At 63.3% G+C, this 22,830-nt stretch carries 17 protein-coding genes and 1 tRNA gene; 5 read left to right on the forward strand and 13 right to left on the reverse strand.

The window, feature by feature from the left end; translation table 11 throughout:
* Positions 1–88: 88 nt before the first annotated feature.
* The 3 genes from QOL62_RS03655 to QOL62_RS03665 all read right to left on the reverse strand — a co-directional run bounded on the left by QOL62_RS03655 (position 89) and on the right by QOL62_RS03665 (position 3,232).
* On the reverse strand, positions 89–1,588 hold the full coding sequence (locus tag QOL62_RS03655; RefSeq protein WP_283405221.1) for a class I adenylate-forming enzyme family protein: 1,500 nt from the start codon (positions 1,586–1,588) through the stop codon (positions 89–91).
* 8 nt (positions 1,589–1,596) lie between these two features.
* Positions 1,597–1,887 carry a hypothetical protein gene (locus QOL62_RS03660; protein WP_283405222.1) on the reverse strand — a complete coding sequence of 97 codons (291 nt, stop codon included), beginning with the start codon at positions 1,885–1,887 and terminating at the stop codon, positions 1,597–1,599.
* Positions 1,888–2,002: 115 nt separating this feature from the next.
* Positions 2,003–3,232 carry a CaiB/BaiF CoA transferase family protein gene (locus QOL62_RS03665; protein ID WP_283405223.1) on the reverse strand — a complete coding sequence of 410 codons (1,230 nt, stop codon included), beginning with the start codon at positions 3,230–3,232 and terminating at the stop codon, positions 2,003–2,005.
* A gap of 332 nt (positions 3,233–3,564) precedes the next feature.
* Here QOL62_RS03665 and QOL62_RS03670 point away from each other — a divergent pair, with 332 nt between their 5' ends.
* Positions 3,565–3,876 (forward strand): hypothetical protein, encoded by a 312-nt coding sequence (locus QOL62_RS03670; protein WP_283405224.1) that lies wholly within the window; start codon positions 3,565–3,567, stop codon positions 3,874–3,876.
* Between the two features lie 114 nt (positions 3,877–3,990).
* Here the strand turns inward: QOL62_RS03670 and QOL62_RS03675 are convergent, their stop codons facing one another.
* Both QOL62_RS03675 and QOL62_RS03680 read right to left on the reverse strand, forming a co-directional pair.
* Complete coding sequence (locus QOL62_RS03675) at positions 3,991–4,479, reverse strand: MarR family winged helix-turn-helix transcriptional regulator (RefSeq protein WP_283405225.1); 489 nt, start codon at positions 4,477–4,479, stop codon at positions 3,991–3,993.
* Between the two features lie 24 nt (positions 4,480–4,503).
* Positions 4,504–5,757: an acetyl-CoA C-acetyltransferase gene (locus QOL62_RS03680; protein WP_283405226.1), complete on the reverse strand. Its 1,254-nt coding sequence runs from the start codon at positions 5,755–5,757 to the stop codon at positions 4,504–4,506.
* A 237-nt stretch (positions 5,758–5,994) separates the two neighbouring features.
* On the opposite strand from QOL62_RS03680, the gene QOL62_RS03685 reads away from it, so the two are divergent.
* From QOL62_RS03685 to QOL62_RS03695, 3 genes are all read left to right on the forward strand, one after another.
* Positions 5,995–7,662 carry an MFS transporter gene (locus QOL62_RS03685; RefSeq protein WP_283405227.1) on the forward strand — a complete coding sequence of 556 codons (1,668 nt, stop codon included), beginning with the start codon at positions 5,995–5,997 and terminating at the stop codon, positions 7,660–7,662.
* A gap of 126 nt (positions 7,663–7,788) precedes the next feature.
* The gene (locus tag QOL62_RS03690) at positions 7,789–9,999 is read left to right on the forward strand and encodes a TonB-dependent receptor (RefSeq protein WP_283405228.1); all 2,211 of its coding nucleotides are present in this window, start codon (positions 7,789–7,791) and stop codon (positions 9,997–9,999) included.
* Between the two features lie 110 nt (positions 10,000–10,109).
* Positions 10,110–11,150, forward strand: coding sequence for an NAD(P)H-dependent amine dehydrogenase family protein (locus QOL62_RS03695; RefSeq protein WP_283405229.1), 1,041 nt, complete (start codon positions 10,110–10,112; stop codon positions 11,148–11,150).
* 8 nt (positions 11,151–11,158) lie between these two features.
* Here QOL62_RS03695 and QOL62_RS03700 read toward each other — a convergent pair whose 3' ends face one another.
* The 8 genes from QOL62_RS03700 to infA all read right to left on the reverse strand — a co-directional run bounded on the left by QOL62_RS03700 (position 11,159) and on the right by infA (position 19,386).
* Positions 11,159–12,589 (reverse strand): efflux transporter outer membrane subunit, encoded by a 1,431-nt coding sequence (locus tag QOL62_RS03700; RefSeq protein ID WP_283405230.1) that lies wholly within the window; start codon positions 12,587–12,589, stop codon positions 11,159–11,161.
* Complete coding sequence (locus QOL62_RS03705) at positions 12,586–15,786, reverse strand: multidrug efflux RND transporter permease subunit (protein WP_283405231.1); 3,201 nt, start codon at positions 15,784–15,786, stop codon at positions 12,586–12,588. The genes QOL62_RS03700 and QOL62_RS03705 overlap by 4 nt, the downstream gene beginning before the upstream one ends.
* A gap of 5 nt (positions 15,787–15,791) precedes the next feature.
* A complete protein-coding gene (locus QOL62_RS03710; RefSeq protein ID WP_158250670.1) occupies positions 15,792–16,937 on the reverse strand; it encodes an efflux RND transporter periplasmic adaptor subunit in 1,146 nt (381 codons plus the stop codon).
* A 248-nt stretch (positions 16,938–17,185) separates the two neighbouring features.
* A tRNA-Phe gene (locus QOL62_RS03715) sits at positions 17,186–17,261 on the reverse strand.
* A 99-nt stretch (positions 17,262–17,360) separates the two neighbouring features.
* Positions 17,361–17,552, reverse strand: a complete 192-nt coding sequence (locus QOL62_RS03720; protein WP_283405232.1) for a DNA gyrase inhibitor YacG — start codon at positions 17,550–17,552, stop codon at positions 17,361–17,363.
* Positions 17,549–18,523, reverse strand: coding sequence for a ribonuclease E/G family protein (locus tag QOL62_RS03725; protein ID WP_283405233.1), 975 nt, complete (start codon positions 18,521–18,523; stop codon positions 17,549–17,551). The genes QOL62_RS03720 and QOL62_RS03725 overlap by 4 nt, the downstream gene beginning before the upstream one ends.
* On the reverse strand, positions 18,516–19,112 hold the full coding sequence (locus QOL62_RS03730; protein WP_283405234.1) for a Maf family protein: 597 nt from the start codon (positions 19,110–19,112) through the stop codon (positions 18,516–18,518). The genes QOL62_RS03725 and QOL62_RS03730 overlap by 8 nt, the downstream gene beginning before the upstream one ends.
* 22 nt (positions 19,113–19,134) lie before the next feature.
* Positions 19,135–19,386 carry a translation initiation factor IF-1 gene (gene infA, locus QOL62_RS03735; RefSeq protein WP_103729615.1) on the reverse strand — a complete coding sequence of 84 codons (252 nt, stop codon included), beginning with the start codon at positions 19,384–19,386 and terminating at the stop codon, positions 19,135–19,137.
* A gap of 343 nt (positions 19,387–19,729) precedes the next feature.
* On the opposite strand from infA, the gene QOL62_RS03740 reads away from it, so the two are divergent.
* On the forward strand, positions 19,730–22,819 hold the full coding sequence (locus QOL62_RS03740; protein ID WP_283405235.1) for a TonB-dependent receptor plug domain-containing protein: 3,090 nt from the start codon (positions 19,730–19,732) through the stop codon (positions 22,817–22,819).
* The last annotated feature ends 11 nt before the right edge of the window (positions 22,820–22,830 follow it).

Raw genomic sequence — 22,830 nt, forward strand, 5'->3', positions numbered from 1 at the left:
TGGCAGGCCGAAGCGGGACGACAACGTTTCAAGTTGGCGGTCCGCCCACCTCGCCAGGGGAATTGCTGGCGCGGCCGCGGTCGGCAGATCAGTTGGCAAGGACTTCCTTCACCTTGCGCCGGAGCAGCTTTCCCATCTCGTTATATGGCAACTCCCGAACGAAGGCGATCTTCTCAGGCACTCGCGATGAACGCAAGCGGGTACGAATCAGGTCTTTCAGTTCGTTCTCATGCGGTGCCTCGTGGCCGTCCCGGGTGACGACGGCAATGCCGACGGCCTCGCCCCATTCCACCGAAGGAACGGCGCATGCGCAGGCATCGGCCACAGCAGGGTGCGTGAGAAGTACGTCCTCGATCTCACCCGGAGACATGTTCTCTCCGCCTCGGACGATCACATCGTCGGCGCGACCGGAGAGGAAGAGGTAGCCGTCCTCGTCCATGTAGCCGGCATCCCGGGTCGGGAACCAGCCGTCTGCATCAAGGGCGCTCTTCTCCTTGTATTCACCAGACACCTGCTCGCCACGTACGAAGATCTCGCCCGGCTCACCCGCTGGGAGGATCTCGCCGCTTTCGCCGCGGATCTCGATCTCCACCGTGGGGATCGGCTTGCCGAGCGACGTCAGGCGGGCGCGCACCTTCGGATCATCGGAAGCGAGAGCCGCGCGGTGATCTTCGGGGCCGAGCAGGGCGACGGTCGAACTCGTCTCGGTCAAACCGTAGGCGTTGGTGAAGCCAGCCATGGGGAAGCGCAGCAGCGCCTTGTGAATGACCTCGAGCGGCATCTTGCCGCCACCATACGCGATCGCCCGGAGGCTCTGCGTGCGCCCCGTGGCACCTTTGTCCATGGCTTCAACGATGCGCGCCAGCATGGTTGGCACGACGAAAGCGTTGGTGATCGCCTCTGCCTCAACGAGAGAGAGCCAGTCCTCCGGAGAGAACGAAGGCAGCATCACGATCCGCCGCTGCGCATAGATGGAGGAGAGCAAGGCTGAGATGCCGGCGATGTGGTATGGCGGCACCACCACCAAGGCGGCGTCGCTCTCGTCCGCGCTGCCGAACTCCACCGTGCCCAGTATATACCCGAGTAGGTTGGAATGACGCAGGATTGCCGCTTTCGGCGCCGCCGTCGTGCCACTCGTGAAGAGCTGGATCGCGATGCCTTCGCCCGGATCGTACTCGCGTGTGTCAGCCGAGGGAACGGTTTCCTGAGCCTTGAGGCTGAACTCCTCACGCGAGAGAATGGTGTGGCCCTGTGTCGCTGCAATCCGGGTCACCCGTTCTTCGTCGCCAATGACAAGGGCGGGCGCAATGCGACTAAGCAGCGCCGCGAGATCGGTGTCCGGAAGGCGGTAGTTGAGCGGGCAATAAGGCACGCCTGCCAAGGCTGCGCCAAAGACGGCGATGATGGCGGCTTCGCTGCTTTCGTCCAGCAGCGCGACATATTCCACCTCGCTCGCCTGGATGAGCTCGAACGCGCCGCGCGCCGCGTCGAGGAGATCACCATAGGTCCACCGCTTCCCCTCGCAGACAAGAGCGATGCGGTCCGGGGCGGCTTCCGCCGCCATTTCGAGTAGAAGAGCGATATTCATTGCGAACGTCAGTCCGATGCGGGCAGGGGCTTGGCATCCTTGATCACAAGGGCTTGACCATCCACGGAAAGAGAGCCCTTTCCAGGCTTTACACAGAGAAGTTCGTAGGTATTCGCACCGTCGACGTAGCGTTTGCCCATCAGGGTTCCCGCCGAAAAGTCCGCTGCCAGTGGGGCCGCTTCGGCCGGCTTGTTCTCTGCCATTGGCGCGCCTCCGCACTCGATCTGCCCGTCTGCCGCGCGGATCACCATGACCTCCGTGTCACAGGTAGCGCTTTTCAGGCGAGTTCCAGGCTTCATGTCCGTTTCCTTGTTCTCGATATGGTCACCCGGCCTGAGCATGTGCGCTTCGCCGACCAGGCATCTTGACGTATGGAGCCCCGCCGCAGGGACGGACGGGGAACGAAGAATTTCCTTAAGCGATGGCTCCGCAGGCCTTGAGTTCTTCAATCCGATCCCACTCGATCCCCATTTCCATAAGGACGAGCTCGGTATGCTCCGAGGCCTGCGGAGAACGGGTGGTATCGGTCGGCTCTCCGTTCCATTGAACCGGGCCGCGCACGAGCTTCAGCGGCGCACCTCCGTCGGCACCTTCCACCTCGACGATCATGTCGTTAGCCATTGCCTGCTCGTCCGTCAGGAGATCCTGGAAGCTCTGGATCGGAGCCCACTGGCCCGTGTAGGTCTTGAGATGCTGTCGCCAGTACTCGAACGGCTTCTGGGCGAAGGCTTTGACCAGCACATCGCTTGCCGCCCCTGCGTTCTCGAAAAGTGCGCGCGGTTCGGAGAAGCGGGGGTCTTCCGCTGCTTCCGGAACCCCGAGGTGTTCGAACAGGCTGCGGATGTGACCGGTGGGCGAGATCGTGCACAAGTTGATCGTGCCATTGTCGCTGGTCTGGTAATTGCCCATGAAGGGATTGCGTGCCGCGCCGCCGGAGCCCGGCATGGGATTGCGCGTAAGGACACCTGTCTCGGCAACCTGCGCGATGAGCGCGCCGGAAGCCCAGGCGGCCGTGCTCAGGAGCGACACGTCAAGCTCGACGGCTTCGCCCGTCTTCTCCCGATGGTAGAGAGCTGCCGAGATGCCCCCGGCGATGAACATGCCCCCGATCGAATCTCCGAAGGCCGGGATGCCCTGGGACAGCGGAGCACCAAGCTCCTCGGGCGTCATCGAATAGGCAACGCCGCTGCGCGACCAGAAGCACGTACCATCAAAGCCACCGACTTCACGTTCCGGCCCCTTGTTTCCGAGCGCCGAGCCACGGGCATAGATGATGTTCGGATTGGCTGCACGGATGTGCTCCACGTCGAACTTGTTCTTCTGGCGGACCTGCGGGAGATAGTTCGTCACGAACACGTCGCATTGCTTTGCCAGTTCGTAGAGCACGGCCTGCCCTTCGCTCGTGGAGAGATCGATGCCGACGCTGCGCTTGCCGCGGTTGGGGTGTTCGAACAAGGTGTGTCGCAGCGGGTCAAGTTGCACGCCGCCCATGTTCAGGAAGCCGCGCTGGGTGTCGCCGCGCACCGGATGCTCGATCTTGATGACATCGGCCCCCCAGTCGGCGAGTACCGCGCCCGCTGCGGGCGTGAAGGTGAACTGTGCGACTTCAAGGACTCGCACGCCTTCCATGACCTTTGTCGACATCGTCTACCAATCCCCGTCGTGCTTATCGCGCGCCACTTCCGGCGCCTGCTTTTTCAATCGTTTTCGTCTACAGGATGAGATGTGCGCGCAAAGCGACCGGGGATCAACCGGCTCCCTCATCGTAGGGACGATCATGGCTGCCGAGGCCCATTTCGGGCGCTCCGAGACACTCTTGAACGCCGCCGTGCGACTGTCTCCGCTGCCGCGATAATGTTGCTGCAAACGCGAAGATAAATGCAGATTTCGCAATTGACCGACTGTTCAAATAATACTAACTAAGCTTAGTAAGTTACGGTGGCTGCGCACATGCGGCCGTTCGACGGAGACACACCATGAAGAAGTTTGCTACGTTTGTTGCGCTTGCCACGATCGGTTCCATTCCCGCCAGCGCATTCGCCGAGACGACCCAGGTTCGCGAAGCGACGGAGGAAGCAGCCGGCGCCGCGGTAGTCCTGAACGCCGGGAAGATGCTCTACGCAGCTGACGGCTACCGCATCGCTCCGATTTATCGCGTGACCGCCGAAGGGAACCCGCAGGTGATCCTGAACGGCCGCCTCGTCACGGTGCCGGCCAACAGCATCAGCGAAGTCAGCGGTAAGGTGACGACGTCGCTGTCAAAGAAGGAACTCGCAGCTGCGAAGTGAGTTCGGATAAGTCTCTCAAGAAGAAGGGGCGGCGTCCTTGTGGCGCCGCCCTTTTGCTATGGGCCAGTTCTGCGGAGTGAGCATCGCCGCGTCCGAGCGCCACGCTCGCGTGTTTCAGCCGCGGCTGACGTTTTCGTAGATGCGGGTCATGTAGCTGAGCAGCGTTTCGACCTCTTCGTCGGTGAACCCAGTGAACATCTTCTGCTCGCTTTCCGCCGCAATCGCTCCGAGCTGGTCAAGGAGTGGCCGTGCCTGGTCCGTCAGGTATACGGCGCGAGCGCGGCGATCGTCCCGCCGATCGCGTCTCTCAAGCAGGCCGTCGGCACACAACCGGTCGATAAGCCGACCTGCAGAGGCCTCCGACATCTCCAGGTACTCGGCTATCGTCCGCTGGGTTGATCCCGGATAGCGGGCGACGATGGCGATCATCGCCCATTGGGAGCGGGTGACATTGAGGGCCGCGACCTTGCGGTCGAAATTGTTGCGCTGAAGTCTTGCGATGACAGTCATGCGAAGACCGACCTGCCGTCGGGGCGCCTCTTCGCGCATGGCGAACGGGTCGCTCAAAGTTCCCGCCAGCTTCTCGTCCGCCTCAGCCGCCACCGAATACTCCTTATCCTTGCACCGTCAGATGCGTTCGATGATTACCGCGGGAGCCATCCCGCCCGCCGCGCACATCGTGATGAGGCCATAACGCCCGCCCGTGCGCTCCAGTTCATCAAGAGCCGTGCCGATCAGCATGGCGCCTGTTCCACCGATCGGATGCCCCAGCGCGATGGAACCGCCGTTCGGATTGACCCTGGAGCGATCGAGGTCAAGATCGCGGATGAACTTCTCGACGACGACGGCAAAGGCTTCGTTCACCTCAAAGACGTCGATGTCCTCTACCGAGAGGCCCGCCTTCGCAAGAACCTTGCGCGCGGCCGGGACCGGTCCGTTCAGCATCAGGGTGGGGCAATCGCCGGTCTCCGCCATCGCCACGATCCTGGCGCGCGGGGTCAGTCCGTTCGCCTCGGCATACTCCTTCGAGGCTAACAGGATCGCGGACGCGCCGTCGACAACCCCTGACGAGATGCCGACGTGGTGGACAGGCTTGATCTCGACGTCAGGATAGACCTGGTTGATCAGCTCCACGTAAGTCTTTCCGCCGGGAGCAGAAGGCATGTTGTAGAACATTTCGAAAGCAGGCTTGAGCTGCGCAAGGCTCTCCGCCGTGGTCTCGGGCCGCGGGTATTCCTCATGGTCGAGGATCACGTTGCCATCCTCGTCCTTCACGACGATGGTGGACTTGTCAAAACGGCCTTCGGCCATGGCAACGGCGGCACGACGCTGGCTTTCGACGCCAAGCGCCTCAAGATCCTCCCGGGTGATGCCTTCCATGGCGGCTATTGCATCGGCGCAGACGCCCTGGTTCGACTGCGGGTGCTTGGCCTGCAGGCGGGGGTTGCCCGCACCCATGCCGCTGCTCCCGACGCCTGCTTCGCGCATCTTCATGCCATACATGTTGGCATATGAAAGCATGTCCATGCCGCCGGCGACCATCACGTCCGCCATGCCGGACTTGATCATCGCTGCCGAAAGGTTCGTTGCGGTGAGGCTGGAGCCGCAGAACCGGTTGAGCGTGACGCCACCGGCGCGGACATCGTAGCCTGCATCCAGTGCCGCCATGCGACCGATGTCACCGGCTTGCAGGCCCAGGGCCGCGGAGACACCCCAGATCACATCGTCCACATCCTCGGTCTTGAGCGCGTTGCGCTCCTTGATCGCGGCAAGGACCGTGGCCGAGAGATGTTCCGGGTGCATCTGCGACAGTGCGCCCTTGCCCATTTTGCCGAGCCCGCGCGGAGTTCTGACAGCATCGATGATGTAAGCCTCGGTCAAAACAGATCTCCTTGGTGTCCCTGCGCGATGAACCGCTGTTTTCCGCGTCTTGCGGGCGTGCCTTGGCATTTGCAATCGCGACCGGGAGCGCTATCGCTGCGGCGATTGCTGACTATGGTTAGCATATCGGTATCGGGCAGAGTTGCTTCAATGGATCGTCTTCGCGATGGGCGACTTGTTGATGCAGAAGGCTGCCACCATGATCGATGACGAATGGTAGCAAGGGGCGACGGGAATATGGCTTCACGGCAGGACGCGGATGAAGGCGGTGCCTTCGCTCCCCTTCGGGAGCGCACGTTCCGCAATATCTGGACGGCCAGCCTGTTCTCGAACTTCGGGCAACTGTTTTTGGGGGTCGGGGCTCAGTGGGAGATGACCCGCCTCAGCAATTCGGCAAGCATGGTCGCCCTTGTACAAACTGCAATGATGCTGCCGCTCATGCTGGTGACGTTGCCGGCCGGTGCGATCGCCGACATGTTCGACCGGCGTCGCATCGCCATGACGGGTCTTGCCTTCAGCGCGATCAGTGCGGCCATTCTCGCAACAATCACCTTTCTTGGACTCACGACTCCCTGGCTGCTGCTGGGCTTCTGTGTGCTGACGGGAACAGGCGTGGCACTGTTCTCTCCCTCCTGGCAGGCCTCCATTCCGGAGCAGGTCAGTCGGCGCCATCTGCCGGCTGCCGTGGCTCTGGGCACTATAAGCTACAATGTCGCCCGGAGTTTCGGCCCGGCGCTGGGTGGCTTCATCGTCGTTCTTTATGGCGTGAAGGTCGTCTTCGGGATGACGGCTTTGCTCTACCTCCCGCTGCTTGCCGCCTTCTTCTTCTGGAAACGTCAGCACGTAGCCTCCCGGCTTCCTCCCGAGCGCATTGACCGCGCCATCGTCACCGGGGCCCGGTATGCGCTTCACGCCCCTGCGGTGAGGACGGCGCTGCTTCGGGTGCTCGCCTTCGGGCTGACCACGGCTACTGCTTCGGCACTGGCTCCGCTGATCGCGAAAGAGATGTTGGGCGGCGACGCGGCGACCTTCGGCATACTTTTGGGGGCACAGGGGGCAGGGGCCGTCATGGGCGCGCTTTTCGTTAGCCAGATTCGCGCCCGGGTCCCGACAGAATGGGCAATCCGGGTCTTCGCCATGGGATCGGGTGCCGCTTTGGTAGGGATCGGTTTCAGCCACTCCCTGCTACTGAGCTGTCTTGCGTTTCTGCTGGTGGGCGCGTGCAACATCCTGACCATTGCCATGCTGAACGTCAGCGTCCAGATGTCTGCCCCACGCTGGGTGACGGCCCGGGCGCTGTCGCTGTTTTCCTCCGCGATCACCGCCGGGGTTGGCATAGGTGCCTGGGGTTGGGGGATGGTCGCGTCGCGCTTCGACGTGGCCTCCGCCCTGGTTGCGTCCGGCATCGCCGTCGCGGCAACGGCGATGCTGGGTGCCTTGCTGCCGATCGGCAAGGACACCGAAACCGACGTCGACACGGTGGAGATCGGCTACGAGCCAGCGCCGAACCTCGCCCTGACGCTGCGGTCCGGACCCGTTGTCATCGAGGTGGAATACGATGTGGACCCCAAGCTCGCCCGTGAGTTCTACGCCGTGATGATCAAGATGCAGCGGGTGCGGAAGCGGATAGGCGGTTTCGACTGGACGCTGTCACGCGACATCGAGAATCCCGCCTTGTGGACGGAGCGCTATCACTGCCCGACCTGGGGTGATTATCTCAGGATGCGCGGGCGCTATACTCAATCGGACTATGACATCCAGGCGGAGGCCGACGCCTTTAACCGCAGCCAGCAGGGACGACGGGTCCGGCGGCGGCTTGAGCGGCCCTTCGGGTCAGTTCGCTGGAAGGCCGAGTCCTACGATCCACAGCAGGAAACGATCGGGTATATTCCGCCGGGCGCCTAACCTTCTAGAGCACTGCCGACACGATATTGTGCAGGGCACTTCACGTGCGCAGTATCGCGGCTGGTCCAGGTATAGTATCGCCGGGGACGGTCAAGGCTGCTCATAAAAGCCGACAGGGAGGGATGTATGAGAAACGCAGGCACACGCGCGTCCATTGTGGCATTGGCCGTCCTGGCCCCATTTCCTGCTCTTGCACAGAATGCCGCCGACGTAGCCACTGTTGATGAAGGTCCCATTATCGTCACGGCGCAGCGCCGTGCCGAAGCCCAGGTTGATGTGCCGATCTCGATCACCAACCTCTCGGGCGCGGCGCTGGAAACGGCGAGCGTTCAACAGTTGGCCGACATCGGCAAGGTAACCCCGGGCCTGCGTTTCGACTTCGCGGGCGGTTTCTTCCAGCCCACAATCCGCGGCATCGGCACGGCCGTTACGACCTCGGGCGGGGGCGGAAACGTCGGCATTTATATCGACGGTTTCTATTCGCCCAACCCCTTGGCGGCGGACTTCGACCTTATCAGCGTCGATAGCATCCAGGTTCTGAAGGGCCCCCAAGGTACTCTTTTTGGCCGCAACACCACCGGTGGCGCGATTCTGGTCAGCACGCGCGAGCCGTCCACCGCCGGGAACACCTTCGAAGGGCGCGTGACGTACGGCCGCTATAACGAGGCCAAGGCCGAGGCCTACTCCAACCGCGTCATTTCGGACCGCGTCGCGTTGAGCGTGGAGGCTCAGTACAGACGCGGAGATGGTTGGCGCCGCGATATCACGAACAACAACCGGCGAGTGGGCGATTACGAGAACTGGTCGTTCCGGTTGGGGATGAAGGCGGAACTGACGGACACCATCGAGATCCTGCTGCGCTACAAGCACAGCGATGTGGATGACCCGTCAACGATGCTGGCGTCGACCCTGGAGACGTCGGACTTCGGGCTTGGCGCGCCATTCGGCGGCATTCCCGGAACCTATACGACAGCCAAGAACCGCATCGCCAGCGGCTCCGTCGCGGAACTCATGCGGGCAAACACGGATGTCCTGCAGGGTACCGTCCGCGCCGACCTGGGTTTTGCGGACCTGACCTCCTACAGTCAGTATCGCAGTGAAAACACCGACATGTCTCAGGATCTCGACTATTCGGGATTAGACCTGTTCCAGTTGGGCCTTCCTAACCGAAATGAGACATGGAGCCAGGAGTTTCTGCTTACATCCAAGGCCGGCTCCAGACTCCAGTGGACGGCCGGCCTGTTCTATTTCGAGAACACGGATACTTACATCACCTTTATCGACAATTTCGGCAACGACCCGAACTCCCGCGTGCGCCTCGGCGGGTCGAGCACCACGGTCAAAAGCTACGCGGCGTTTCTGGATGCCACGTACGAGTTCACGCCGCAGCTCTTCCTGACGCTGGGCGGCCGCTACTCTCGTGATAAGGTCGTCGATGCCTACTGGAACCGGCAGTTCGTCGCCACAGAGGTGCCGGTCCCGAGCATCTCGAACGACAAGTTCACGCCGCGCGCCGTGCTGCGTTATAAGCCCACGGACCAGACCAGTATCTATGCCTCCTTCACCAAGGGGTATAAGGCCGCGCTGCTCGACGTCGGAGGCTCGTGCCAGACCCCGGCAACCAACTTCGTGTGCAACGATGTTCGCCCCGAGGACATCAACGCCTACGAACTCGGCTTCAAGTATGAGGATCGCGGCCTTTCTTTCGAGGCGGCTGCTTTCTACTACGACTACAAGAACCTGCAGGTATCGATCTTCCGGACTGCGACGGCAGAACTGATCAATGCCGCCACCTCTGAAATATACGGCCTTGACGGCTCGGTTCGTTACGAGGTCACACCCGGTTTTCAGATCAACGCCGGCGCCTCCTACGTCCACGCCCGCTACAAGCGTTTCAACAACGCGCCCATATACGTGCGCTGCACCGAGGCACCGCCCGAGTACGCCGCCACCTGCGGGGCGGGCGTGACCTTCGTGGTCGTACCGACGACGCTTGAAGACGTGACCATGCAGCGGACGCCGGAATTCACCGGCTTCCTCGGCGCACGCTACGAAACCGAAATGGCGGGTGGCGAATTGGCGCTGTCCGGCAACCTGTTCTACTCATCCAGCCTCTTCTTCGGCCCGTCAGGCATCCAGTTCAGGCAGGGTGGATATGAAACGCTGGCCTTGCGCGCACAATGGAGCGGGCCCGACGCGCGTTATCATGTAGCCCTCTTCGGCGACAACGTGACGAACAGCCGCTACCGGACACAGGCACAGTACTCCAGTTACGGCATGGGCGCGAACTGGAGCCAACCAGCGACCTATGGGCTCGAATTCGGCGTGAAGTTCTAGCCAAAGCATGTCCGGCTTTGATCTGCCCGTTCCCGTATGGGGATTGCGAGGAGCGAAGCCATGCGGTCACCTGCGGGCAAAGAAGAAGGCCAAGGCTTAGGGAGAGAGCCGTGTCGACAGACAGGACGTGGCGGGTGATTCAATGGGCCACCGGCAACGTGGGCAGCCGTGCATTGCGCATGGTCATCGAGCACCCCCGGATGGAACTCGCCGGCTTGTGGGTGAGTTCGGCGGAGAAGGCCGGGAAGGACGCGGGGGAACTTTGCGGCCTCGGGCCGACTGGCGTGACGGCCACCAATTCTCTGGAGGAAATCGCCGCCCTGGACGCCGACTGCGTGCTCTTCATGCCGCAGGGGACAGACTGGGACGCGCTCTGTACGCTTCTCGCGTCCGGGAAGAACGTCGTCACGACCAGGGGAGACTTTCATCATCCCGCAATGATGAAGCCGCAAAATCGGTCGAGGATCGAAGAGGCCTGCCGGAAGGGGAACACTTCGATATACTCCACGGGATCCAGCCCCGGCTTCGTGACGGAGGCACTCGCCATTCCTCTGCTTTCGCTCCAGCGTGAGCATGGTCTTCTCACGATCGACGAATACGCCGATGTGTCCTCGCGCAATTCGCCTGACATGCTCTTCCACATCATGGGCTTCGCTGCTCCGATGGGACCGTTCGATCAGCGACGGGCCGAGCATCTCAAGGGGGATTTCGGCAGTTCTCTATCGCAGATTGCGGAAGCCATCGGCCTGCCGTGCGATGAGGTTGACGCGGTAGGAGAACTGTCCGCTAGTCGGCAGGATATCGAGATCGCGGCGGGGAGGGTGCCCGGCGGCACAGTGGGCGCAATGCGAACGACGATCACTTGTCGGCACCAGGGACGCGACATTCTGCGTTTTCGCGCCAACTGGTATGTGACCCCCGATATCGAGGATGATTGGGACCTGCGCGAGTCCGGCTGGCGGGTGACGACGGAAGGGGATACGCCCGTGAAGGTCGACATCTACTTTCCCGTGTCGCCGCAGGATTATGCCGCCTATACACCGGGACTGACGGCGCATCGTCCGATTAACGCCATCCCCGCCGTTTGTGCAGCGGAGCCCGGCATCCGCACCACGGTGGATCTGCCGCAGATCGTTCCGCTTTTCAGCTGATCATGGGATCAGGGCATCTGGGTTGACTGCCGCGCGTCCACGGCGGCCGTCGCCTGGTCGCCGCCGAGCACCCGGTAAAGGATGACGCGGTTTCGGGCCTGTTGCAGTCTCACCGCGATGTCGGATCGGCGCGCGAAGTAGAGACTGCGCTGCGCGTCGAGGTTTTCGAGCGAGCCGACGATACCGCGCTGGTAGGTGGCCTCCGCCAACGCCGCATTGTCCCGCGCGGCTTCCGTGAAGGCACTTGCCGCGCGGAGCCGCTCAGCGAGAGTGCCCTGGTCGGCGAGCGCGTCAGCGACCTCCTGGAAGGCAGTCTGAATTGCTCCTTCGTAGCTCGCAAGCGCGGCATCGCGCTGCGCCCGGGTAACCTCGACATTGGCTACTCGCCCGCCGGCATTGAAGATCGACCAGGCCGCGTCCCCACCGAAGGAGGTCGTTCGCGAACTGCCTTCAAACAAGGAGGAGAGCGACTGACCTGCAAAGCCGATCAGCGCACTCAGGGAAATTGAAGGGAACAGCTGTGCGCGGGCAACGCCGATGTCGGCATTGGCGGCGCGAAGCTGATATTCCGCCTGCACTACATCGGGGCGCCGCAGCAGGATCTGCGTGCTTGTTCCCGCAGGTACTTCGGCGAAGCTGGCGTTCACCTCCTCAACGCCAGTCGGAAGCAGGCTTTCGTCGACTTCGGCGCCGGTGAGGAGCCGGATGGCGTTGACGTCCTGTGCAATAAGCGCGCGCTGCGCTGCAACATCACCCCTGGCGGTCTCGAGGACCTGCTCCGCCTGCCGCAATTCGGTCCGGGCAGCAACGCCGCCCCTCAATCGGGCAAAGGATAGCCTGACGCTATCGGAGGCGTTTTGGGCCGTGTCCTCTGCAATCTTCAGCAGGTCCTGGTCCGCGCCGTAGTTGGCCCAGGCTTGTGCAAGATCGGCGACAAGCGCAAGGCGGACGGTCCGCGCGGCGGCCTCGGTGGCAAGCGCTATGTTCCGGTCGGCTTCCGTGGCATTCGCAAGTTTGCCGAACAGATCCAGTTCGAAGGACGAGATGCCGCCCTGCAACGAAAGGTTCGTGCCGTTTCGACCGAACCCGCCTCCTGTCTGGCTTTCGCTGGCCGCAGCGGAAAGCCCCACGGCGGGAAACTGGTTCGCGCGCGTCACCCGGACCTGTGCGCGGGCAGCCGCCACATTCGCGGCGGCGACCCGCAGGTCTCGATTGTTCGCAAGCGCCTGTTCGATCAGTGCCTGAAGCCTGGGATCGCGAAAGACGTCCCTGTAGGACACGACTGGCAGCGTAGCTTCGCTTTGCGCTAGATAGGCGTTGCCTGCCGGCCAGGAAGGCGCCACGGGAGCTACGGGCTGAACGTACCGCGGGGCTAGCGAACAGGCACCCAGCGCCAGTGCAGGCAGGACGGCCGCCGTCAGCCGAAGGTTAAGCTTCATGCTGCTTCTCCGGAATCCTGGCGGCGTTCCCTGAGCTTTTCACGCAAAGCCGCCACCCCGTCACGGACGCCGCGGCGCACGAGCACGAAGAACAGCGGGATGTAGAAGATCGCCAGGATCGTTGCAGTGAGCATGCCGCCGACGACGGCGGTGCCGATGGCGATACGGCTGTTGGCGCCCGCGCCGCTGGCGAGCGCGAGCGGAAGTACGCCGAAGATGAAGGCGAAGCTTGTCATGAGGATCGGGCGGAGCCTGATCTTCGCGGCCTCCAAAGCCGCATCGATAACCCGCTTGCCTTTGCGCTCCGCCTGCTCGGCAAACTCGATCATCAGGATCGCGTTCTTGGCCGCGAGCCCCATCGTCGTGAGAAGGCCGATCTGGAGGTACACGTTGTTTTCAAGCCCGCGAAGAGTCACGAAGGCGATTGCACCAAGCAGTCCGAGCGGAATGACAAGGATGACGGCAACCGGGATGGACCAGCTTTCATAGAGTGCCGCCAGACAGAGAAACACCACGAGCAGCGACAAGGCGTAGAGAACAGGGCCTTGACCGGAGGACAGCCGTTCCTGGTAGGAGGCACCGGCCCAGGCGACACTGACCCCCGGAATGTCGGCGATGAGTTGCTCCATCACGTTCATCGCCGTGCCTGAACTGACGCCCGGCGCGGCCTCGCCTGAGAACTCGTAGGCGGGAAGGCCATTGAAGCGCGATGTCGAGCTTGGCGCCGTGGACCAACTGATCGTCGAGAAGGCGGAGAAAGGGGCCATCTGGCCATCGGCCCCCCGTACGAACCACTGCGCCAGGTCTTCCGGCCGGGAGCGGAACTGGGCATCGCCCTGAACATAGACGCGCTTGACGCGGCCTTTGTCGATGAAGTCATTGACGTAGGTGCCGCCCCATGCGGTCGACAGCGTCGAGTTCACGTTACCAGGGGTGAGTCCGAAGGCCGTCAGCGCACGGATGTCGGTGTCGATCTTCAGGGTAGAGACGTCCGGAAGATTGCTCAGGCGAACGCCTTCCAGCTGCTCATTGTTCTCCGCAAGGGCGAGAAGCTGGTCGCGTGCCGCCGCGAACTTCTCGGACGAGAGTCCGCTGGCGTTCTGAAGCTCCAGGGTGAATCCGGATGAACTGCCGAGCCCTCTGACGGAGCCAGGCACCAGTACGAAGACCTGAGCGTCGCGCAGTCCCCGGAAAGCTGCGCTCGCGCGTTGCACGATGGCCTGTGCGCTGTCCTTGGCGTCGGTGCGCCCCTCCCAGTCTGTCAGGTTGATGAAGGCCTGGCCGCTGTTCTGACCTGCTGCACCCCGGCCGCCGCCCGCGACCGAGAACATGCCGGAGACGTTCCTGGCTTCATGCGTCCGGAAATAAGTCTCCACCTGGCGTTGCACTTCTTCGGTACGTGAGCGCGGCGTGCCGGCCGGCAGACGCCACTGCACCATCACCGTCCCCTGATCCTCGTTCGGAAGAAATCCGGTGGGCAGGCGCTGGAACAGGAGGAAAGTGCCCACGCAGGCCACCGCGAAGAGGGCAAGCCAGCGCCATTTGTGCGCAACGACGGTGCTGACCTGGCGCACATAGGCGTTGGTGCCTCGCTCGAAGGTTCCATTGAACCACACGTGGAACCGCTCCCATCCCCTGCTGAGCCAGGGTAGGCGCTTGTCCACCCACGTGGGCTCATGCTGCCCGTCGTGCGACTTGGGCTTGAGCAGCGTGGCGGTAAGCGCGGGGCTCAGAATGAGCGCCACGAATACCGAGAGCACCATGGCCGTCACGATGGTCAGCGAGAACTGGCGGTAGATGACGCCGGTGGAGCCGCCGAAGAACGCCATGGGGAGGAATACGGCTGAGAGCACAAGGGCAATGGCGACCAGCGCGACCTGGATTTCCTCCATGGACTGGATCGTCGCCTCGCGCGGGGTCATGCCGGGGTTTTCCTCCAGCAGGCGTTCCACGTTCTCGACCACGACGATCGCATCGTCCACCAGAAGCCCGATCGCCAGCACCAGCCCGAAGAGTGTCAGCGTGTTCATCGAGAAGCCGACCACATAGAACACCGCGAAGGTACCCAGAAGGACGACGGGGACCGCGATGGCCGGAATCAATGTGGCGCGCCAGCTCTGCAGGAAGACGAACATGACGATGACGACGAGGATGATGGCTTCGAACAGAGCCTTCTCCACCTCGTCCACGGAGATCTTGATGAACCGGGTGGAGTCGCTGCTGTAGATGTAAGCCAGACCGTCGGGCATCCCGCCGGCAAGGGCTTCCACTTTCGCCTTGACCGCTTCGGCGGTGCGCAAGGCGTCCGCTCCGGGCGCGAGGGAGATGGAGATGCCGGCGCCGGGATGGCCGTTTACGCGGCTGACGGTCGAGTAATCGTCGGCGCCGATCTCGACGCGACCGACGTCGCCCACCGTCACGACGGAGCCGTCGGCGTTCGTCTTGACGACGATCTGGCGGAACTGGTCCTCGGTCTGCAGCCGCGAGCCGGCGGTGACAACCGCGTTGATGGCCTGGCCCTCAAGCGCCGGCACACCGCCGATTTCGCCCGCTGCGATTTCGGTGTTCTGCGCCTGGATGGCTGCGGTGACGTCGCTTGGCATGAGCGCCACGGCTGCCAGCTTCGCCGGATCCAGCCAGATGCGCATGGCATGCGGCGCGCCGAAGACATCGACGTCGCCCACGCCCTCGACGCGGGAGAGCGGATCCTGGATGTTCGAGGCGAGATAGTCCGACACGTCCTGGTTGGAACGGCTGTCCGTCTCGTCGTACACGGCGACGAGCAGAAGCTGGTCCGGATTGGACTTGGTGACGGTCACACCCCGCGCCTGCACCGTCTGAGGCAGGCGCGGCAGGGCCGACTGCACCTTGTTCTGGACCTGAACCTGCGCGATGTCCGGATCGGTCCCTTTGGCGAAGACCGCGTTGATCGTTGCCGATCCGCGGTTGCTAGAGGACGAGCTGAAGTAGAGCAGCCCGTCGATACCGGTAAGTTGCTGCTCGATGATCTGCGTCACCGAGTTCTCGATCGTCTGGGCCGACGCGCCTTGATAGGTGGCGCGGATGTTCACCTGCGTCGGCGCGATGTCGGGGTACTGTTCGTTGGGAAGAAAATTCAGGGCGCCCAGGCCAGCGAGCATGACGATGATCGCAAGAACCCAGGCGAAGATCGGCCGGTCGATGAAGATGCGTGACATGCCGGTCAGGCGTCCTTGCCGGAAGTGCCTGCGGCTTTTTCATCGCGCCCGTCCTTCCGGGGCGGAGCAACTCTCTGCGGCGTCGATCCGGGAACCGGCTTGATCGCTGCGCCCTGACGCAGCCCGTTCAACCCCTGGACGATGACCTTGTCGCCGTTCTTCAGGCCGGACGTGACGACGGAGAATTCGTTGTAGGTCCGCTCCGCCACGACCTTGCGACGGACGGCCTTGTTGTCGGCCCCCACGAGCATGACAAAGGCGGAGCCGTCGAAGTCGCGTTGCACTGCCGTCTGGGGCACCAGGATCGCGTTAGGGTCAGATGCCTGCTGGAACATGGCGGTGACGAACATGCCCGGGAGCAGAACGCCGTCCGGATTGGGAAAGCGCGCGCGCAGGGTGACCGTGCCGGTGGCCGGATCGACATTGACTTCCGAAAACTGAACGGTGCCGGGCAGAGGATAGCGATGCCCGCCTTCGAGCTGCAGATGGACCTGAGTGCTGCCCGGCGTGACGCCTCCCTCAGCAAGGCGGCGGCGCAAGCTGGTCAGGTCAGCGGCAGATTGCTGCATGTCGACGAAGATCGGGTCCATGCGCTGAATGACTGCAAGAGGATCCGTCTGGCTGGCACTTGCCAGCGCGCCCACCGTCACCAAGGAGCGCCCTATGCGGCCGCTGATGGGAGCCGGAACCGTCGTAAAGCGCAGGTTGATGCGTGCCGTTTCCAGCGTGGCGGCATTCTGTGCGATCGCGGCCTTGGCCGTTCGGGCTTCGGCCAGGGCGTTTGTGTAGTCCTGCTTGGCGATCGCTTCCATTTCGACCAGCGGACGGTAACGCTCCGCCTTGACGGTTGCAGCTTCTGCCAAAGCTTGCGCGCTGGCAAGGTTCGCCTGCGCCTGATTAACTGCTGCCCGGTAAAGGCTGGGGTCGATCTCGAACAGCGGTTGGCCTGCCTTGACCGTGCTGCCTTCGGTGAAGAGCCGCCTGCGGATGATGCCTGTCACCTGAGGCCGCACTTCCGATGTCTCGAATGCCACGGTGCGACCGGTGAGCGTCACCGGAAGCGGGACATTGGAAGTGCCCGCAACGATGTAGCCGACTTCAGCCGTGCGCTGACGCGGATCGTCGGACGATTCGCTTGAACATGCGGTCAAGGAAGTCGCTGCGCCGAGCAGGATCGCCCAGCGCCAACCGGAGGACCGGTGGAGGGCTCGGGAAGAAAAGCTAATCAAGTGGCATGCCTTAATGGAATTTGCCCTTGTCCTATTCAGCAAAGCAGGTCGCCCGCAAGCGCCATTTCGCTCCTGAGACAATTTGCGACCAGATCGCGGTTCGCACCGTGCAAAGACGCTTCGTGCCGCCGAGCGGGCAATTCTTGTCAGGTCTGACACCAAAGGGAAAATGGTGCCCGAGGGCGGATTCGAACCACCGACACTGCGATTTTCAGTCGCATGCTCTACCAACTGAGCTACTCGGGCATCCGATCGGCGGCGGTCTTCGAAGAGACCGGCGAGCGGTGTGGGCGGGCCTATGGCGAACCCCGCGATTCTTGGCAAGCCCTAAAAGATCAATAAACTTCAATCATCCTGTGGATTGTTTGTCGGCGGTTCTGGAAGGTCCTCCGGATCGCAGGGCTGACCGGGCAAGGCATAACCGTTGTCCAGCCAGTTCAGGAGATCGCGATCGCGGCAACGTTTCGAGCAGAAGGGTGTGTATTCGGCGTCACGGGGATTGCCGCAGATCGGGCATTTGCGTTCAGGGCGGGTCATAGCGGCACGGCCTGCGCGAATCCCGATAGAAGCGCAAGGTCGCGGTTTTCGTGCCACCGGATTTGCCTGCCCGAACGTCGCCCGAGTTCAACGAGCCATCCGTCCTGCATGGCGGTGCGTACGGCGGGGTGGGTGGTCAGGAGAAGAGCTCCCGCCTCAGTGACCGCTTCTGCCTGTCGGAGGAGCAGGCGGGCGGCGGCGGCCGCAGGCGCCGCACGGACCCGGTGCGGTATGGAAGGGCGTTCAAGCCGGGCCACGAGCTGAACGAAACCGAACCCGTTCATCGCCGTACGCTGGTGCGGCCAGTGGTCGAGCGCGGTCGCAAGGGCCTCGTCGACGGTGCGCCGGTCGTCCTTGCGTTCCAGCGACGGAAAATCGATGCCTATGGATCCTGCGAGGTCGAACGTGCCCACGGCCTCGGCAATTGCAGGCACCGCAGCGAGCGCGAGGGCGCGAGGCGGAAGCGCGCCGTCTATGTCGATGAGGGTCATCGCCGGGGTGGGCGTGACGACCAGCGATCCCCCTTCGAAGTGAACGACACCGTCGAAAGCATCGGCAAGGATGTCGGGCCACGGATCGTTCGGGAAACGACGGACTGTCCGTACGGGGTAGCCCTCGAAGCGTAGGGCTGCCGCAAGAGCCGGAGCTGCGCGCGGTGCATCATCACTGATCCGCGCCTGCGCCAGCTTGAGGCGGCCTGTTTCCGCCATCGCGGCACGGGTCACGACCACGCGCTGCCGGGCGCCTTCGCTTGCAGCTGGCGGCAGGCCGTCGACCAGCGCCTCTTCGCCGCTATCGAACCTGACGGTTCCTCGAGAAAAGCCAGCGCGACGCGAAAGAAGGACCGCGTCGGCCACTTCACCGGCCTGAAGGCGTCCAGGCCAGACTAGCCGTGCAGCGATTACGCGGCCGTTTTCTACCAGGATCGCGCGGTCCTCGCCGATCCCTTCTTCCACCAGCCATTCAGCCAATGTCGAAACCTGCAGCGCGCAGAAGTGCGCGGGTTTCGAACAGCGGCAGCCCCACGACACCGGAGTGGCTGCCGGATATGGACGCAATCAGTCCCTCCGCGCTGCCTTGTATGGCGTAGCCGCCAGCCTTTCCTTCCCATTCGCCGCCTGCCACGTATGCCTCGATCTCTTCATGGGAGAGCGGTTTGAAGCGCACGATCGTTTCGCTGAGCCGTTCGCGCAGGGTGCCGTCCGGAGCGCGAAGGGCTACTGCCGAAAGAACCCGATGCCGCTGCCCGGACAACAGTTCGAGGCAGGCGCGTGCGGTCTGCTCGTCCTCTGCCTTGGGCAAAATACGGCGGCCGCATGCGACGACGGTGTCGCCCGCCAGCACGAAGGCGTCGGTCCGCGAAAGGGCAAGGGCCTTTTCCCGCGCCATCCGTCGCGCGTATTCGCGCGGGATTTCGCGGGTATGCGGCGTCTCGTCAATGTCGGCAGCGTCTATCGTGAAGCCGCTCAACCCCAGGCGAGCGAGCAGTTCCCGACGGCGCGGACTTGCCGAAGCAAGGATCAACCGGGGCGGTACGGGCCGGGGACCAGAGGGATCCACCGACGTATCTCCGGCGGTCAGATCAGGATCCGAACTGGCCGGGGCCGCCGCGTCCGGGCATGAAGCGGTACGTGATGCGCCCCTTGGTAAGGTCGTAGGGGGTCAGTTCGACCAGCACCTCGTCGCCTACCAGCACGCGGATGCGGTTCTTGCGCATCTTGCCAGCCGTATGGCCGAGGATTTCGTGCCCGTTCTCAAGCTCTACGCGGAACATGGCGTTGGGGAGGAGTTCGACCACACGGCCGCGCATCTCCAGGAGTTCTTCTTTCGCCATTGGCGATCAATATCCGTTGTTCTGGTGTGTCATCGCGGCGCGACATAGCCACGACTCCGCGAAAATGGAAGCCTTGGCAGCGTATTTGCCCCAGCCGGAAAGCCGATTTTCGCCCGTCGGTGCCCGGCAGCACCAAAGTAAGGGCGGAACGGGAGCCGCGCAGGACGGTTCTTCGGCATCGAAGCGACCACCGACATATGGCCGGCGGGTTCATGATGGCGCAAGGCGCTTGCGACAAAATGATACCCGTCAGCGACTTGTGATCTCCCGGTGCGAAATGCAAAAGCGCGGCCGCGGGGAAGATTTGACGTACTTACATGATGCACCCTGGCGGAGATTGCACTTGCGTTCCCTACCTCTTTTAAGTCTGGTCGCGTGCCTTGCCTGGCCGACGATCGCTTCGGCTCAAACGGCCAGTGCGCCTACCATAACGGGCAGCACCGATGCCGATGAACCCCTGGAGGTCTACGAGAACGAGATTATCGTTACCTCTCCCCGGATCACGGGGCAGATTGACGTGCCGCAGCAACCGATCGAGGTGTTGGACGAGGACGACATCGCCTCCTATGGCGTTGCCTCGATCGAGGAACTGCTGGAGGCGATTTCGCCGCAGACGGGCAGCGGTCGCGGGCGGGGTAGCGGACGGCCGCTGATGCTTCTCAACGGGCAGCGCATCTCCAGCTTCCGCGAAATGCGCGGCATTCCGCCCGAGGCGATACGCCGCGTGGAAGTGCTTCCCGAAGAAGTGGCACTGCGTTTCGGCTATTCGGCGAACCAGCGCGTCGTCAACATCATCCTCAAGGACCAGTTCGCGGCTGTCACCACTTCGGGCGAGTACAACCTCCCGACGCGTGGCGGCTACGACAACTACGAACTGGAGGGCGGGCTGTTCCGGGTTGCCGGTCCGCGCCGTTACAACTTCAACGGCAAGATCGACAACACCAGCATGCTCACCGAAGCGGAGCGGGACGTCATCCAGGATGAATCCCGCACGTCCCAGGTGGCGGGTGATCCTGATCCGGCCGATTTCCGCAGTCTTGCAGCGCGCGATCACGAGTTTACCCTAGAAGGCAGCATGACGCAGGGCCTGGGCGAAAAGGGGCTGGCCGGTGCGATCACCGTAACCGGTGGTTATACCCGCTCGGAAACGACCTCCCTGTCCGGCCTCGATACTGTCACGCTGGAGTATGACGGCGAGAGCCTGCGGCGCACGCTGCCCGATCCGCTGACGAACCGCTCCGTGACGGACACATTCGAGGGCGGCCTTGGTTACAGCACGCTCATCGGCAACTGGCAGATGAGCGCGACGTCCAACGCCACGTACACCGACAGCAACACCCGCGTCGATCGGCGCCGCGACACGTCCGGCCTGGTGGCGGCTGCCGAAGCGGGGGAACTCGATATAGCCGGAGCGTTGCCGCCGGTGACCGGAAGCAACGTCGACATCGCGCGCTCACGCCAGCTCACCTTGAGCAACCTTGTGACGCTTTCGGGCATGCCGTTCCGCCTTCCGGCCGGTGAAGCGAACCTGACGGTCAAGGCCGGGTACGACTACGACCGGTCGATGAGCGACGACACCCGCAACTCGGCGGACGACGTGACTCTGAAGCGGGGAGACCTGCTGGGCGGCGTCAACCTGGCCCTCCCGCTTACCAGCAAGGGTGAAGACTTCCTCGGAGCGGTCGGGGACATCACGCTGAACCTCAGCGGCGGGGTTGATCATCTCTCCGACTTCGGCACGCTGAAGGACTGGAGTGCGGGTCTTACCTGGTCCCCGACGGACACCCTGATGCTCCAGGCCAGCTACATCGTCGATGAGGCGGCGCCCCAGCTGAACCAACTCGCCGCGCCGCTGATCGAAACCTACAATGTGCCCGTCTACGACTTCACCAATTCGCGCACCGCGCTGGTCACGACCATCACCGGCGGGAATCCAAATCTGCGCAAGGAAACGCAGCGCGACTGGAAGATCTCAGCACAATGGAAGCTTCCGTTCCTTGAGCGGTCGAACCTCATCGTGGAATACTTCCGCAACCGGTCGAGCGATGTGACCCAGGCGTTTCCCCTGCTCACCCCGGCTATCGAGGCGGCTTTCCCGGATCGTGTAACACGCGACGCCGCAGGAAACCTGATCGCCATTGACCGGCGAGCCGTGACCTTCGACGAGGTCAAGACGTCCTCCCTGCGCTGGGGGTTCAACATCTCCGGCAGCCTCGGCGGCTCTTCGGCCGGTGAAGCTCAGGGTTCGCGTGCCGGAAGCAGTGGCTCGGGGGCACGGATGGCGGATGCGCCGCCGCAGACGGTCACGGGTCCGGCCGGGCCGATGCCCGGAGCTCGGGCGCCCGATGGTCAAACGCCGGATGGAGCGGCGCCGGATCGATCGCGCTTCGACCCTGCGCGTTTTGCTGCAATCCGCGCACAGCTCTGCGCGCCCGGGGCGGCCGCGCCCGATCCGGCCACGCTGCCGGAGGGCCTTCGTACACGGTTGTCGGGGGACGACGGCCGGATCGATCCGGCCAAGCTGGATCAGTTCAAGCAGCGCGCCTGCTCGGCCGATGGACGCGCCGCAGGCGGAGAAGCGGGCGCACCTGGCGAAGGCCGGATGAACACGGAGCGCTTCGAGCGCTTGCGGACCGCTCTGTGTTCCGGCGGCAGTGGGCCGCCGGACATCGCCAGCTTGCCGGAGCGGATGCGTCAGCGTCTGCTTGGCGAAGACGGGAAGGTGGACCCTGCCAAGCTCTCGGAGTTGCGGCAGCGGTTCTGCAGCAGCGGTGCGGCGCCGGGCGGTGGTGACGCTTCCAGCAGCGGCAGCGGCGCTCCTCGGGAGGCGTTCGGCGGACCGCCACCTCTGGCCGGTGCGGAACCGGGCGGCAGGCCTGAAGGCGGACGTTCGGACGAACCGGGTGGACGCAGCGCGGGTGGTCCGGGAATGGGCCCTCCCGGCGGGCGCGGCAGTCGCTGGAACCTCTCCATCTATCACACATGGCGCTTCAGCGACACGGTTCGGATCGCTCCGGGAATACCCGTGCTCGACCAGCTCGACGGCGATTCCATAACGGCGGGCGGCGTGCCTCGCCACGCCATCGAAGCCGAGGGCGGCCTGTTCAAGAACGGCTACGGCCTGCGCCTCAAGGCGGAGTGGGAAGCGCCTGCCAGGGTGCTGGGCTCCGGCGCCCCCGGTAGTCAGGACCTCCGGTTCGGCAGTACGTTCGATGTCTCGCTACGCATCTTCGCCGACCTCGGTCGCAATGAGGATCTCGTCGAGCGGGTTCCTTTCCTGAAAGGATCGCGTCTTTCGCTGACGGCCGACAATCTGCTGGATTCGCGCCAGAGGGTAACGGACCAGAACGGCCTTGTGCCGATCGCCTACCAGCCGGCTTACCGCGAACCACAGGGCCGTGTGGTGGGCATCGATTTTCGCAAGATGTTCTAAGGAAAAGCGCT

This window comes from Novosphingobium panipatense, from assembly GCF_900182875.1.
Classification (GTDB): domain Bacteria; phylum Pseudomonadota; class Alphaproteobacteria; order Sphingomonadales; family Sphingomonadaceae; genus Novosphingobium; species Novosphingobium panipatense.